This window comes from Mesorhizobium sp. M1A.F.Ca.IN.020.04.1.1 (genome assembly GCF_003997315.1).
Taxonomy (GTDB): Bacteria; Pseudomonadota; Alphaproteobacteria; order Rhizobiales; family Rhizobiaceae; genus Mesorhizobium.
The window spans coordinates 68,190-79,728 of record NZ_RZSN01000001.1; the positions used below are offsets into that span (position 1 = coordinate 68,190).

Annotated in this window: 21 protein-coding genes; 3 read left to right on the forward strand and 18 right to left on the reverse strand. The window is 58.7% G+C overall.

The genetic code is table 11. From position 1 onward, the window contains the following. Positions 1 to 65 precede the first annotated feature (65 nt). From EOA49_RS00335 to EOA49_RS00415, 18 genes are all read right to left on the reverse strand, one after another. On the reverse strand, positions 66 to 1,064 hold the full coding sequence (locus EOA49_RS00335) for a site-specific integrase (protein WP_127242860.1): 999 nt from the start codon (positions 1,062 to 1,064) through the stop codon (positions 66 to 68). Between the two features lie 196 nt (positions 1,065 to 1,260). Continuing rightward, positions 1,261 to 1,701: a GIY-YIG nuclease family protein gene (locus tag EOA49_RS00340; RefSeq protein WP_127242862.1), complete on the reverse strand. Its 441-nt coding sequence runs from the start codon at positions 1,699 to 1,701 to the stop codon at positions 1,261 to 1,263. After that, entirely contained in the window at positions 1,698 to 1,997 is a 300-nt protein-coding gene (locus EOA49_RS00345; protein WP_127242864.1) for a hypothetical protein, read from the reverse strand. The genes EOA49_RS00340 and EOA49_RS00345 overlap by 4 nt, the downstream gene beginning before the upstream one ends. Next, positions 1,987 to 2,991 (reverse strand): hypothetical protein, encoded by a 1,005-nt coding sequence (locus tag EOA49_RS00350; RefSeq protein ID WP_127242866.1) that lies wholly within the window; start codon positions 2,989 to 2,991, stop codon positions 1,987 to 1,989. The genes EOA49_RS00345 and EOA49_RS00350 overlap by 11 nt, the downstream gene beginning before the upstream one ends. Next, positions 2,988 to 3,377 (reverse strand): hypothetical protein, encoded by a 390-nt coding sequence (locus tag EOA49_RS00355; RefSeq protein ID WP_245460456.1) that lies wholly within the window; start codon positions 3,375 to 3,377, stop codon positions 2,988 to 2,990. Before EOA49_RS00355 ends, EOA49_RS00350 begins: the two co-directional genes overlap by 4 nt. Next, positions 3,377 to 3,661 carry a hypothetical protein gene (locus EOA49_RS00360; protein ID WP_127242869.1) on the reverse strand — a complete coding sequence of 95 codons (285 nt, stop codon included), beginning with the start codon at positions 3,659 to 3,661 and terminating at the stop codon, positions 3,377 to 3,379. Before EOA49_RS00360 ends, EOA49_RS00355 begins: the two co-directional genes overlap by 1 nt. 187 nt (positions 3,662 to 3,848) lie before the next feature. Further along, positions 3,849 to 4,061, reverse strand: a complete 213-nt coding sequence (locus EOA49_RS00365) for a hypothetical protein (RefSeq protein ID WP_127242871.1) — start codon at positions 4,059 to 4,061, stop codon at positions 3,849 to 3,851. Beyond that, entirely contained in the window at positions 4,058 to 4,528 is a 471-nt protein-coding gene (locus tag EOA49_RS00370; RefSeq protein ID WP_348626852.1) for a recombination protein NinB, read from the reverse strand. Before EOA49_RS00370 ends, EOA49_RS00365 begins: the two co-directional genes overlap by 4 nt. Next, complete coding sequence (locus EOA49_RS00375; protein WP_127242875.1) at positions 4,525 to 5,277, reverse strand: ERF family protein; 753 nt, start codon at positions 5,275 to 5,277, stop codon at positions 4,525 to 4,527. Before EOA49_RS00375 ends, EOA49_RS00370 begins: the two co-directional genes overlap by 4 nt. Beyond that, a complete protein-coding gene (locus EOA49_RS00380; protein WP_127242877.1) occupies positions 5,270 to 5,458 on the reverse strand; it encodes a hypothetical protein in 189 nt (62 codons plus the stop codon). The genes EOA49_RS00375 and EOA49_RS00380 overlap by 8 nt, the downstream gene beginning before the upstream one ends. After that, positions 5,448 to 5,618, reverse strand: coding sequence for a hypothetical protein (locus EOA49_RS32455; RefSeq protein ID WP_164749176.1), 171 nt, complete (start codon positions 5,616 to 5,618; stop codon positions 5,448 to 5,450). Before EOA49_RS32455 ends, EOA49_RS00380 begins: the two co-directional genes overlap by 11 nt. A 1-nt stretch (position 5,619) precedes the next feature. Next, a complete protein-coding gene (locus EOA49_RS32460; RefSeq protein ID WP_164749177.1) occupies positions 5,620 to 5,790 on the reverse strand; it encodes a hypothetical protein in 171 nt (56 codons plus the stop codon). Then, a complete protein-coding gene (locus EOA49_RS00385) occupies positions 5,790 to 6,134 on the reverse strand; it encodes a hypothetical protein (protein ID WP_127242879.1) in 345 nt (114 codons plus the stop codon). Before EOA49_RS00385 ends, EOA49_RS32460 begins: the two co-directional genes overlap by 1 nt. A gap of 301 nt (positions 6,135 to 6,435) precedes the next feature. Further along, complete coding sequence (locus EOA49_RS00390; protein WP_127242881.1) at positions 6,436 to 6,747, reverse strand: hypothetical protein; 312 nt, start codon at positions 6,745 to 6,747, stop codon at positions 6,436 to 6,438. 222 nt (positions 6,748 to 6,969) lie between these two features. After that, the gene (locus EOA49_RS00395) at positions 6,970 to 7,293 is read right to left on the reverse strand and encodes a hypothetical protein (protein WP_127242883.1); all 324 of its coding nucleotides are present in this window, start codon (positions 7,291 to 7,293) and stop codon (positions 6,970 to 6,972) included. Continuing rightward, entirely contained in the window at positions 7,290 to 8,090 is an 801-nt protein-coding gene (locus EOA49_RS00400) for a phosphoadenosine phosphosulfate reductase family protein (RefSeq protein ID WP_164749178.1), read from the reverse strand. Before EOA49_RS00400 ends, EOA49_RS00395 begins: the two co-directional genes overlap by 4 nt. A gap of 47 nt (positions 8,091 to 8,137) precedes the next feature. Next, complete coding sequence (locus EOA49_RS00405) at positions 8,138 to 8,530, reverse strand: hypothetical protein (RefSeq protein ID WP_127242887.1); 393 nt, start codon at positions 8,528 to 8,530, stop codon at positions 8,138 to 8,140. A gap of 969 nt (positions 8,531 to 9,499) precedes the next feature. Next, positions 9,500 to 10,237, reverse strand: coding sequence for a S24 family peptidase (locus EOA49_RS00415; protein ID WP_127242891.1), 738 nt, complete (start codon positions 10,235 to 10,237; stop codon positions 9,500 to 9,502). A gap of 50 nt (positions 10,238 to 10,287) precedes the next feature. On the opposite strand from EOA49_RS00415, the gene EOA49_RS00420 reads away from it, so the two are divergent. The 3 genes from EOA49_RS00420 (at position 10,288) to EOA49_RS32465 (ending at position 11,433) form a co-directional block, all read left to right on the forward strand. Continuing rightward, complete coding sequence (locus EOA49_RS00420; protein WP_127242893.1) at positions 10,288 to 10,542, forward strand: hypothetical protein; 255 nt, start codon at positions 10,288 to 10,290, stop codon at positions 10,540 to 10,542. Positions 10,543 to 10,681: 139 nt separating this feature from the next. Continuing rightward, on the forward strand, positions 10,682 to 11,098 hold the full coding sequence (locus EOA49_RS00425; protein WP_127242895.1) for a hypothetical protein: 417 nt from the start codon (positions 10,682 to 10,684) through the stop codon (positions 11,096 to 11,098). Positions 11,099 to 11,256: 158 nt separating this feature from the next. Further along, positions 11,257 to 11,433, forward strand: a complete 177-nt coding sequence (locus EOA49_RS32465; protein WP_164749179.1) for a hypothetical protein — start codon at positions 11,257 to 11,259, stop codon at positions 11,431 to 11,433. Positions 11,434 to 11,539: the final 106 nt, after the last annotated feature.

The following is an 11,539-nucleotide window of genomic DNA, read 5'->3' on the forward strand; positions in this document are numbered from 1 at the left end:
CGCCCGTTGCTGCGGTAGCTCAGTGGTAGAGCACTCCCTTGGTAAGGGCGCGCTCTTTTTATATATCATCCTGTTTTCATTAGCAATTCTGACGCAGACTCTTGCTGCTGGTGCAGCAGTGGGCCAGTAAGGCGATTTGTGACCGTCCGGTCCTTCATCGCATGCCCATAGGTATCGACCACGAGCTGCGCGCTTTCCCAGCCTCCAAGCCATGCCACCGTCACTGGATCGACGCCGGCCCTCAGAAGGCCCGTAGCGAAGCCGTGACGCAGCGCATGCGGCGTCAATTCGCGAATCTTCGCGCGCTTGATCGAGGCATTCCACGCCGACTTGATGCTGTGCCTGCTGGCGTAGCCGAACACCTTTCCCTTGCGATCCGTTTCCAGGTTCGCGAGTGCGACAATAAGAGCCGGCGGCAGGTGGACGACATGATCGTCCCCGTTCTTCGTCTGCCATAGAACGGCCTCGCGGCGTTCGAAGTCCACCGCGCTCCATTCCAGGTCGGTCATATTGCTGATGCGTGATCCGGTCAGCAGACCGAACTTGGCGAGCGCGGCGAGATTCTTTGGCGCCTCGGCAGCGAAAGCTTCGACCCATTTCCAGTCGGCTTCGTCCCGGCGCTTCTTTGGCACGGAGAAGCGATCGACCTTCGTCAGCGCGGTGCATAGATCCAAGGTCGCCGCATGGTTGATAACGGCGACCGTGGGTGTGATGAACTGCCTGTTTCGCGTCGCCGGCCCAGCTTGCGCGTAAACCTTGATCGCTGCCAGTTTGATCGCTCCAGGCGTGATGTCCTTGACCAGTGTGTTCTTCCAGTGGTTCAACACAGGCTCAAGAAAGCGATCAGATCGGCCGGCATCGAGATAGAGTGCCGCAGCTGCACCGAACGTCAGGATCGACGCCGGGCCATCAAGGTCACGTTTGAACTCCCTTGCCTCTGCCCGGTTGGCGATGCGCTCTGCCGTCTTTTTGTCAGCCGTTCGAGTGCTTTCGTGTAGCCGTCGTCCGGCAACCGTACCCCTGTACCACCAGATGCCGTTGCGATCGTAGAGTTTGAGCGGCATGGTTCCTCCAGAAGAATTTCCAGATGCTCAGGCAGAAGGATCATTGCCTTCCCGAACACGCGGCAGGCGCCAAGGTCGCGCGCCTTCTTGCGCAGCGCCCGTTCTGAGATATGCAAGCCGAGATCGGCTAGACGCGCAACTGCCATTTCCGGCGACATGGCGCGGTCCAGAATATTGTGCGCCGTTTCCACAGGGCTCATCCCGCCATCTCCCGTTGCTGACGAAGGCAGAACCGATCAAGATAGGCGGAAAGTGCACCGTCTAGGGTGAACCATTCTCCATGTGCCCGGAGGCTGGCAAACTTCCTGTGGAAGTCTCGTTCCAGAGATGCTTTGCCCTCGATCGCCATGAGCAGTTCCAGTTTGACTGGGGAGCCAGTCTGGAGTCGGGGAAGGCGATCGGCCACTTCCTTGGCAAACCCGATCTTCACGAATTCGCCAGCGCGAACGAAATAGATCCAGCCGTCCACCTCCGCGCCGTCACGATGGTGGACCATGAACTCTGTCGGCAGCCGGCTGACAGTTATCTCTCCCGTTCCTGCCGCAAGAGTAATCTTGTGGACCTTGCCCGGCCCGCGATCCTTCAGGATCTTCGTCAGCCTGGCAACATCGTCATCGGTGATCTCGCGCCGGCTCACGTCTCTCTCCCCTCTACTGTGGCGAGGGCGCGGCGGAGATCGCCCATGGTGATGGCTAGGTCAGGCCCGTATCCCCTGATGGTCTCTTTGTCGTGAAGCTCGTGCCTGTTCCTGCCAAGCACATCCAGCGCCTTTCCAAACGGCTCCAGCGCCTCCCTAAGCCGCTTCTCTGCCTCTCTGCTGCGGGAGAGTTCGGCCTTGAGTCGCTTGGCCTCAGCTTCAGATCTCTGCGCGCGCTTCTGCTGTTCTATGGCCGCGTCTCGCCAGGCTTCTTCCTCTATGCGGTTAGCGGCCATCCCCGCCTCCATCGGTCTGTGCGGAGGGGGATGCGGCGAGGGCGCCATTCCAGCCTTCCTTACATGGATAGCCCATGTAGCTGTCTCCCACGTATGGACAATGCAGGCCATGAGGGCACGGGCCGTCACGCATGGCACAGATGCGAATGGCGCCTGCCTCATGCGTCTGCGGCTCATCCCATTTGACATGCGGTTCAATGAGCGCTTCGACCTTGGCAGACTGCTCGTCGGCGAAGGCAAGATCGGCCTCAAGCTTCGCGATGCGCCTGTCTGCCTCCTCCAGCTTCCTGCGCAGATCTGAGGCTTCGGCTTCGGAGTGCTCGTAGCATTCTCGTTCGCGGCGCAAACACGCGGCGAGAAGGGTGAGCGCGGCGGCGGCTTCGTCGAGCAGTCCAGACGGTATGGTCAGAAATCGGCTCGATCGGTAGCCGGAAGCGCGATCCCGTAGCCGCTGGATCAGCACCGCGATATCCTCTGCCGGTACCGCCTGCGGGGCTGCAGCGTTGGCACGCTCGACTGTCGCTCGACGTTCGAGCTCAACGAACGCGGCGCGGCGACGCATAGGACCATCTCCCCAAGCGCCATCGGCAACCTCTTGCAGTTCTTGGTCGGCGGTAGGCTCCGCTCCTGATGGTGCTGTGACGGATGCGAGATCAGCACGGACATACTCGGCGTAGAGGCCGCCTTGCATACCGGCGACGCAATGCCCGAAGCCGCTTTCGTCAAAGTCGCCGGCCCAAATACGCTCGGGCATGTTGTCTTCATCACAGGCGATAGCGCGAGGCGTGTCCACCGCCTTTCCCGGTGCGGAACGGGCGGCGAGAAGGCCAGCTTGGTACAACGCCTCCGCGCCTTCCCGCGCGTTGCAGTTCGGCGCAGGCCATCCGCATAATGTTCCCGCTTCACAAAGGACAGCCGCTGCTCTTGCCTTTATCTCCGCCTCCAGATCGCGTGTGGGCTGTACCGGATCGCTTGAGACTTGTTCGGGGGTCATGGCTTGGTCCTCGCGTTTCGAATGATGATCTCTGCCATGGTGTTGTCGCCCTTCACGCCGTAGAGCGCCAAGGCAACCTGAAGCGGGTCTATGCCTACCGATGCCCAATAGGCGCGCTCGTCCATGGAGTGCTGCCGGCGATGCTCTGAGGGGCAAAGAGGCACAGCCCAACGATCGTCGGCCTTCTCGGCTTTGCCCCGTTCGCGTTTCCCGTAGCGAGGATCGGCATAGGAGACATGGCAGGCTTCGACGGGCCGCGTTCCAGTCACCAGGCACGGCAACTCATGCAGCCACTTCAGATAGCTCGCGTCCTTCTTTGCCGGTCGCTTCTTGTCGGTCGGTGACAGGCTGAAAGCGGTTTCGGGTCGGCGAACGGCCCATCCCATCACCCATCCCCCTTCACATATCCGCCTTCCATCCGTTCGAAGTCGGCAGCGAGCGCTAGAGCCTCGCCATCTGAGACGGGCATGATCCGCAGATTCCGTTCGGCGTATTCCTGACCGCGCTCGTGGAAGTCGATCCAGAATTGCCAGTAGCTGATATCTTGTGGCAGGCAATTGCGGCTTCGCTTTTCCGCCTCCAGGCGCTGGCGGCATTCGTCAGCCGTCATGTTTATTGCCGACCTCAACCCCTTCGCCGCCTTGATCATACGCTTGCCGGCGGCGGTCATGGTCCAGTCCTATCGGCCCGCGCGATAGCTTCGATGGCTTCGATAGCCAATCGCGCCCTCTCTCTCGCTTGATACTTGGCCGCCTCGTTGTCGCTCTTGTCCACGATGCCCGACGGTTCCCACGCCCAAATCGAAGGGAACATGGCTTTGGCCACGAACTCGACCTTCTCTGCTAGATCATCTTGTGTCATTGCCGTGCCCTATGGATCTTGATTGCCGCATCTTCGGCATCGGCGCAGATCGCCTGAATGCCTTCGCGTATTTGCTTCTCTCTTCCGCCAAGCCCGGCCATGAACACGCCGACAAGCACGCCGAGCGCTGCGCCAGCATCCTCGCTCCTCTCACCCTCAAGGAGCGAACTCATCCGCCCTGCGAGGTCGTACACACGGTTGCGGTTCACGCTGCTTTCTCCTCCTGGTGGCTATCGTCGCTGAGTGCGACATTGTGGCTGGCGCAAAAAGCCACGGCGTATTCGATGAGTGAGGATGCTCTCGAAACATTCATGCGAGACGTGCTTTCGCGAACGTTGACGAACTCGCCCTCTAGGCCGGGAACGATCTCAACTTGGCCTTTCGTCGCTACCGTGTGGCCGCTAACCAGCAGGACTTTCCACTCCTCGGCATTCCGGCGTTTGCCGGCCCACGCGAAACTCGACCGTGCAAGATCGGAGCAGATCGCGTGAAACTTCGCGTTCTGGTCAACGTTGCGCGTCATCTCGCGGATGGTGATGATGGCATTAACCGGCGCGCGGTCGATAAGCTGCTTTGCCAAGGCGCGCTGCGAGGAGCCTCGAAGAATGCAAGTCTGTGCCATGGTTATCCTTTCCGGGCGACAGAGCCGAAGCCCCGCCGCCCTTCTCTTGTTCATCCTGCTTGCAAGGTGGGAATGTGCTGGCCGTTTGAGGGCCGATCGCCGGGGAATACGTCTTCGTCTGATGCGCCATTCAGGATGGCAGCTCGGCGCTTCTGAATTTCCTCGCGGGCGACTTCCTTCCAGCTCTCGGGCCACTTGTCTGCCTCGATCTTGGCTGCCCAGTCGAAAGTGAATTTCGACAGGACCGGGATCGTCTCGCACTCGCGAAGCTCCACCTGGAACTCGTCCCAGACCTTTTCCTTTTTCAGCGAATGAGCTGTGCGCGCGGTGCCGGCGGCGTTCCAGCCGACTTGCCGCTTTGCCGCGACTTCGTGTGTGGTCGAGTCCGCGTCGTTGTCGCCCTCGGTCGGGATGCAGAACAGCATCATCGCGGCGTATTTGTAGGCTGCCGACATGGCTTTGTTGGTGGCCTTGTCGCCGCTGTCCATTGCCTCGCCAAGTGTGCGGACGGTATGCTTCGAGCCGTCCTTGGCGCTGATCAGATCGAACTCGGCTTCCACCGTGACATAGAACAGCGCGCCGCCCTTCTGTGTCTGGCGCTCCGCCACGTCGCGGGTTAGAATGCGCGGGACGATGACAAGGCTGTGCTTCGAAAGCAGCGAGTTCAGTTCGTTGTAGACATCATCGATGCCGCGGAAGTTGTAACCCTGCTGCTGGTTCTTGCGGCTCTTGGTGATGCCGGTCTGACCGATGTCGGCCATGACATCGCGGATCGCCGCGTAGACTTCTGGAACGTTAGCCATCGATCGTGATCCTCTTGCGGGGTTCGGCGTCCATGATCTCGGTCACGGTCGCCCTTGCGTTTTCGGTGCCGATGATGCGGCAAAGATCGCGGTAGCTGCTTCTGATGCTGTGCTCGATGAACCCGGCCCCATAGCCATCCTGGGGCACGTCCATGACTTCCACTTGCTGATCACGCTGCATGGCGGAACTCCTCTTCGGCTCGATCTGCTTCGACATCATCGATGATGCGTTGCGCTTCCTCGGCGTCGATGCCAGCGGTGAGCAGCGTCTCGTAATAGTGCCAGCGCCTTTCCCATTCGGTCTGGAACCGGAGCAGGCGGGCTGTTTCGAGGATGTCCATGTCAGTCCTCCTCACCAAAATTTTCGAGCAAGTCCTCGATCGCCTCTTCCTCGGTGCGGCCATAGCCATAGGGGCTGCAGTCGGCGCCGAGATCATCGAACCAGGCGCACCAGTCGAAGCACCTGACAGGGATGGGCGGAAAGATGTGCGACGTGATAACCTTGCGTTCCATCACGCAGCCTCCAGCTCGCCAGCAAACCGCTCGCGCGCATCCTGGCTGGCGTAGAGTGCCGCCTCGATCTTGCGGAACAGACGGGCCTTGAAGGAGGTGTTGTCCTTCGCCGGCCACGGCAGCAGCAGCGCCGCGTCAGTGCGCTTCATGACGGACAAGCTGTAGCCCTTGAGCGTCTGGCGCTCTCGCTTTTGTCCGTCGATGGCGATATGCTTGACGTAGAAGTCGCCGTCGCGCGGGTCGTTCAAGGCAAGCTCGGCTGTTCCCCAGAACGATCCGAAGTAAACGCCGTCTTCCTCGATCTCGATGTCTTCAAAATCATATTCTACGGAAAAGTCGTTCATCGTGTTCTCTCTGGTGAAGCCGCCGACTGTGCGACTGCGAGTGGTGTTGATGGGTGGGCTAGGACGGCAACGCTTCGAAACACTCGTCGCAAACGATGTGCAGCGTGGGCTTGAAGATGTCGCAGAAGTGGCGTGTCTCATTAGGCTTCGTCGGGGGCAGATTGCATCCGCACCGAGCGCATCGCGTAAGCTGCTGTAGGCTTCCCAAAAAGCCTGGTTCGCGGATTGCCCACTTCGCGGTGCTTTCGCCGTCAGGGCCGATCTCGTGTATCTGCTTCGCCTCGGTCACGGTGTTCTCCATCTATCGCGGTATCGGGCTTGCGGTTGGGGAGGGGATCGCTGTGCCAGTGTTTGCCGTATCTTTGGCGACGGTTCCCTGTACTGCGATAGTTCCCTGTCCATCCCAGCAAGCGGGAACAAAACCTTCGCAGTTGCAGTAGCGATCAGGGTGCTTCGTGCATGGCTTAAGCGTGCTCCCGCTCAGGAGCAGACTGGCAATTTCATGAGGTTTCCCTGCCGATTGCTCCTGAGCGGGAGCGCGAACAGGAGATGACAGGCCATCCTTGAAGCCGTCCTTGTAGCCGCGCATGTAGTCGTCTTTCTTCTGGCTCATCTCTATGTTCTCCATCTATCGCGGTATCGGGCTTGCGGTTGGGGAGGGGCTCAGGCTGCTCACAAGAGCAAAATGGGAATGTGCATTGCCGGTAATCCCAGCCATCAAAGCCGCCACCGATCCGCCAATCCGCGTAGATCGGCCTGCGATAGGGTGGCCAACCAAAGGTTCTTAGAAACCAGGGGGTTTGACGCCATGCGCCACGCTCGCGACCATCTGTGATCATGCCGCCCTCTCTCGACGCGAAAACCAATGTGTCTTCTCCAGACCGACGATGCTGTATGAGTGCTGGCTAAGCCTATTCATCAGTTGAACGGCTAGTTTCACGGCATTTTCTAGCAGCGTTGCTTCGTCGCTTGGGAAGCGTGGATAATTGATCAGACCGATGCGAACGCCCGCTTCTTCGCCGCCCGTATAGATGTAGGTGACTGGTTCGATGGTGACGCAGAGACCAACGTCGAAGCAATACTCGCGGCAGACTTGCTTGGCTTGATCAAGATCGCCTGCAATGAAGATGTCAAAGCGAATGGTGGGGCAAGATGTCATGCCGCCCTCGCAATGCAGTCTTTGCACATCGGCTGGAAAAGATCGGCTTGCCAAACATCGCGATGTTTGGTGAAGGGCGCGCCCCAGCCAAAGCCGTGCTTGGAAACTACCTCATATTCGAGATCGGCCAGCCACTTGCCCCATGCCGGGTAGAGTGCAGCGGCTTCGACGCGTTCCTCTTTGCTCTGCATGGTCCCGCACATGCATTCGCCAGAACGGCATAGGGCTTTGGCGACCGGGTTGATCGGGGTGCCGCGACTATCGAGATATTCGTCGCGGTCATCCTGCGACCAATCGTGAATGAGATTGACCCAAATGTTCCCCGGCGAAGCGGGGTCTTGCCGCCATACCTGCAAATGCTTTTGACGATTCTCGCTTTCGTCCTTGCGGGCCCCATTCAGGAGCATGACGCGAATATCGCGCTTGCCTTTCCTGATCGCTGCCGAAACCGCCTTGCGGAATGGTGTCGCCTTCAACACTCGATAGGCATAAGCATGGGCTGATAACCCTTTGCCGAAGAAGCCTTTTCTGATAACGTAGTCCTCATAGGCGGTGCCCGCGTCGGCCTCGACGTACTCGCCTAATTTGCCGTATGTATCGCGGACGAACTGGCTGGTTTCAGCGATGCCGCAGCGCGTGTTGCCATGCATCACGAAGTCGATCTTGACGCCAAGTTCGCGGGCCACTTGATCCGAAGCCGCGCTATCCTTTCCGCCCGACACCATCGACACGAAATGCGTCGGGTTGAAGCGCTCAATGGCCGCTTTCAAAATCTCGGCGCTACTCTGAATGTTCACAGTGTTCTCCATCTATCGCGGTATCGGGCTTGCGGTTGGGGAGGGGCTCAGTCGAATTCGTCGCCGAATGACTGACCTGGAATGGGGCCGCTGTCGCCAAACGTTGCTGAGGGCCGCTTGTATGGTCCAAGGTTCTTCGCAACTGAGGCGCTGCACTCCTTGAACATTGTTCCGATGGAGCCATCGGCTCTTATGACGCGACCACGGATGTTGTCCGACCATCCGCCCAAGCTCGTCACGAGGAAGCGCACAGTCACATTATTCTGGTGCCATCCGCGAATTTCGGTAAACTCTGCCACGCATTCTTTGAAGCCAGTCGCTTGCAGCTTTGCATCTCGGTAACGAGCTACGGCCGCCGAAGCTGCCTCTTGAGCCTCCCTGGACTTGGCCTGCGCCTCTTTCATCTGGCGCTCCAGTTCTCCCAAATCAGTCTCGCTCATCGTTCGTCTCCATAGAGCGCATCTGCTGCGCTTGTTGTGGGGGATGGGGTTAGCGAGCCGCGAGAGCAGCCGCGCCAGCCGCCAGGGCTTCGTCTCGCGATGGAAAGTTGCCGACATGTGTCTGGCGCCCGTTCGCGTAGTAATAGGCTCTCCATCTTCGGGTGCGCTTGTCTTGGTAGGCACACGGCCTGCTCGGCACATTCCATCGGCCGCGTCCCTTACGGGACATGTCGCGCATGTTGTCTGTGTGGGTGCCGAGGAAGAGGTGGTCCGGGTTGACGCAAATCGGCTCGTCGCACCTGTGAAGAACCGAAAGACCTTCCGGGATCGGCCCTTTGTAGGCGGCGTAAGAAACGCGAGCTGCGGTGCGTGAACCCATCTGGGCTCTGCCTTCGGAATTCGCGCTACCAAGCCAAATCCAACATCCCGTGTTCGGCTCGGGCATGCACTTTGCTTCAAGGCGCTCTTTGATTGGTTTTGCGGTAGGGGGCATCGCTTCAAGTTCCGTTTGTTGAGACCGACAGTATACGCAAAAAACGTATGACGCAAGCGAAATCTACGTAAAAAAAGTAGGACGGTGTTGATTTTTGCGTATGACCCGGCTAAAAAAGCAAAACCCCGGCGGTTAGGCCGGGGCTTGAAAAGCGGTCGGGACGTTACGTCCACTGGTTGAAGACGATGGCGACCGCAGCCGTATAAGTCACGGCTTATGCATTACCATCGGGCGCGGCATAATGCAACCCCACTCCGAAAGACCGAAGGGGTGCCGCCGTTCTCTTAGCAGAGAGGACGAAAAAGTGCGGTCAAGCTGTGGCGCTGTTCTACGACCACGGCGGAAGGTGCGACGGGCGGCTCCGGCAGTCAAGATCGTTACCGGCATAGGGGCTAACCCTGGCTCTCTGAGCGCAGGGCTTAGTCCTCCTATGTTCGGAACTCAGGGACTCTCCAACAGTCAAGCCCTCTAAGGAACTAGGAGTTAGCACCACCCATCGTGATGAAGTGAACTGACTTGACCCGCTCGTGAGGAAACTTGAGCTGCTTGGGCGGGTTATATTGCTCAAGCACCAGCTCGACAGCATTGTGCCTGACAAACCGCTTCACAAAAGCCAAGGGCGGGTCATCTTCATTGTTCGCAAGGATCTGAACAATGACAAAATCGCCTTTGACCACCCGTTTATGAGGATTCACATAGACAACCTCGCCATCAAAGTAGCGTGGTTCCATAGACTCCCCAGATACCTGAACTGCATAAGCTCCGGACACGTTATCGAGCACCGGAGGCGCAACAACCTCGTACAAAGCAACCCCATTCATGGCGAATTCGCCATCTATTCCGCCGACCGCGCTACCGTACACGGGAATTTTATTTCCGCTAGTCACATCTCGTGAGATAACCACAGCATTAGACGGCTCTAATGCTCCGAAGTTGAATTCGGGGCCGGCAAGCTCCCAGATTTCCGGCCTTGTGATTGGTGGGTTTCCTTTTCCTAGTAACACTTTCTCAACCTTGGCCACGAAATCCCTCTTTAGGTAGCCGGTTTTCAGTTTGCCTGGATCGAAATAGCGCTGAATGCTTGATGCGCTGGCGTAGCCCATCTCTCGCGCCATCTGATCGATCGACATGCCGGTTCGCTCACGCAACTTGCGCATGCGATTCGCTATTGATTCCGGCGAGTTATCCATCGGGCGCATAAGGCCATTAGTCATGTACGTTTTCCACGTTGACAGATCGTACGCAAAATGCGTATGATGCGAACATGACTGATGCAGCGAACGCCAGAAAACTCCTTTCACCAGCAGCTTATGTGATCGGCAAACTCGGCGGCTTGACCAAGGCCGCCAACAAGCTGGGTCGCCCAGTCACCACCGTTCAAGGGTGGCAAATCCGGGGACGTATTCCGCAAGACCATTGGGCACCGGCCATTGCAGTGGCCGAATCCGAAGGGGTCGAGCTGAAACTAACCGACTTCCTCAATGACCATTCTGTTCCGACAGAGGGCGAGGCCGCATGACAATGTCCACCATCCTCACAGCCTACCTTACCGCTTCCATTCTGTTTGGCGCTCTCTGGGCTGGCATCGGCTGGAACCTACAGGCCCGCATGTCCAGGGTTGAGAAGCACGAAGCATGGCGGGAAAGGGGCATCTGGGAATGAGCGAAATGATCGAGCGCGTGGCGAAGGCGATATCGCGCAGCATCCCGCTGGACGGTTCGCATTGGCATTCGCAACACGGACATGACTTCCCTCGCCAATATTCCGAGAGGGAGCAGAACATCATCCGAGGCATCGCCCGCGCCGCTATCGAGGCCATGCGCGAGCCGACTGAAATGATGTCCCGCGCCGGAATGAAATCGATCCAAGCGTGGGAGGACAATGATCCTAATGGCATTCTCATGGATTTCCGTGAGCTTTCCTGCTGGCGCGCCATGATCGACGCCGCTCTCTCCCAAGACACCCTCCATTCCAGTTCGTCGGCCGAACCCCCTAGCGTGGCCGACGCTCAGGCAGGCGGAGACCACGGCCCCTCCCACGGCGCGTCTCCGTCTGCCGCCCAATTCCCCGAATAGGTGAACACCGATGACGGCCGTTCTAATGCTCTGCTTCAGCGCGAACATGATTTGCACCGGCGTAAACGTGCAGAACGGCCGATATGGTTTAGCTGGCTTCACTGCCAGCGTGGCGGTTTTCTGCCTTGTCGGCATCATCGAGAGATTGCGGTGATCGCATGACCACCTCTCTGCTAATCCTCTCCGCCTTCGCCGCTGGCATCGCGCTCGGCCGTAAACACCGGCCACCGCTGCCCATAGCGGCTTCGCGAATTAAGTTCATCGAGCAATTCGGCAGCGCGCGCGACCATGGCGCTACTGAGTACGAGTTTTTCTGGCGGGAGCGCGAGGAATGAATTGTCATTCGCGACTGCTGCACCCCACCCCGGCGCCGACTTACGCAACACTGTCGGCGCCCCCAATTCACTGCACCACGAAGCTCGTGTTTGGCGACCCTGCTTC

Excerpts from the sequence above, each read along its gene's own strand:
- EOA49_RS00335 (WP_127242860.1), bottom strand. The coding sequence starts at position 1,064 with ATGCCGCTCAAACTCTACGATCGCAACGGCATCTGGTGGTACAGGGGT.
- EOA49_RS00345 (WP_127242864.1), bottom strand. The coding sequence starts at position 1,997 with ATGGCCGCTAACCGCATAGAGGAAGAAGCCTGGCGAGACGCGGCCATA.
- EOA49_RS00350 (WP_127242866.1), bottom strand. The coding sequence starts at position 2,991 with ATGACCCCCGAACAAGTCTCAAGCGATCCGGTACAGCCCACACGCGAT.
- EOA49_RS00355 (WP_245460456.1), bottom strand. The coding sequence starts at position 3,377 with ATGGGATGGGCCGTTCGCCGACCCGAAACCGCTTTCAGCCTGTCACCG.
- EOA49_RS00360 (WP_127242869.1), bottom strand. The coding sequence starts at position 3,661 with ATGACCGCCGCCGGCAAGCGTATGATCAAGGCGGCGAAGGGGTTGAGG.
- EOA49_RS00370 (WP_348626852.1), bottom strand. The coding sequence starts at position 4,528 with ATGAACAAGAGAAGGGCGGCGGGGCTTCGGCTCTGTCGCCCGGAAAGG.
- EOA49_RS00375 (WP_127242875.1), bottom strand. The coding sequence starts at position 5,277 with ATGGCTAACGTTCCAGAAGTCTACGCGGCGATCCGCGATGTCATGGCC.
- EOA49_RS00380 (WP_127242877.1), bottom strand. The coding sequence starts at position 5,458 with ATGCAGCGTGATCAGCAAGTGGAAGTCATGGACGTGCCCCAGGATGGC.
- EOA49_RS32455 (WP_164749176.1), bottom strand. The coding sequence starts at position 5,618 with ATGGACATCCTCGAAACAGCCCGCCTGCTCCGGTTCCAGACCGAATGG.
- EOA49_RS32460 (WP_164749177.1), bottom strand. The coding sequence starts at position 5,790 with ATGGAACGCAAGGTTATCACGTCGCACATCTTTCCGCCCATCCCTGTC.
- EOA49_RS00385 (WP_127242879.1), bottom strand. The coding sequence starts at position 6,134 with ATGAACGACTTTTCCGTAGAATATGATTTTGAAGACATCGAGATCGAG.
- EOA49_RS00390 (WP_127242881.1), bottom strand. The coding sequence starts at position 6,747 with ATGAGCCAGAAGAAAGACGACTACATGCGCGGCTACAAGGACGGCTTC.
- EOA49_RS00395 (WP_127242883.1), bottom strand. The coding sequence starts at position 7,293 with ATGACATCTTGCCCCACCATTCGCTTTGACATCTTCATTGCAGGCGAT.
- EOA49_RS00405 (WP_127242887.1), bottom strand. The coding sequence starts at position 8,530 with ATGAGCGAGACTGATTTGGGAGAACTGGAGCGCCAGATGAAAGAGGCG.
- EOA49_RS00415 (WP_127242891.1), bottom strand. The coding sequence starts at position 10,237 with ATGACTAATGGCCTTATGCGCCCGATGGATAACTCGCCGGAATCAATA.
- EOA49_RS00420 (WP_127242893.1), top strand. The coding sequence starts at position 10,288 with ATGACTGATGCAGCGAACGCCAGAAAACTCCTTTCACCAGCAGCTTAT.
- EOA49_RS00425 (WP_127242895.1), top strand. The coding sequence starts at position 10,682 with ATGAGCGAAATGATCGAGCGCGTGGCGAAGGCGATATCGCGCAGCATC.
- EOA49_RS32465 (WP_164749179.1), top strand. The coding sequence starts at position 11,257 with ATGACCACCTCTCTGCTAATCCTCTCCGCCTTCGCCGCTGGCATCGCG.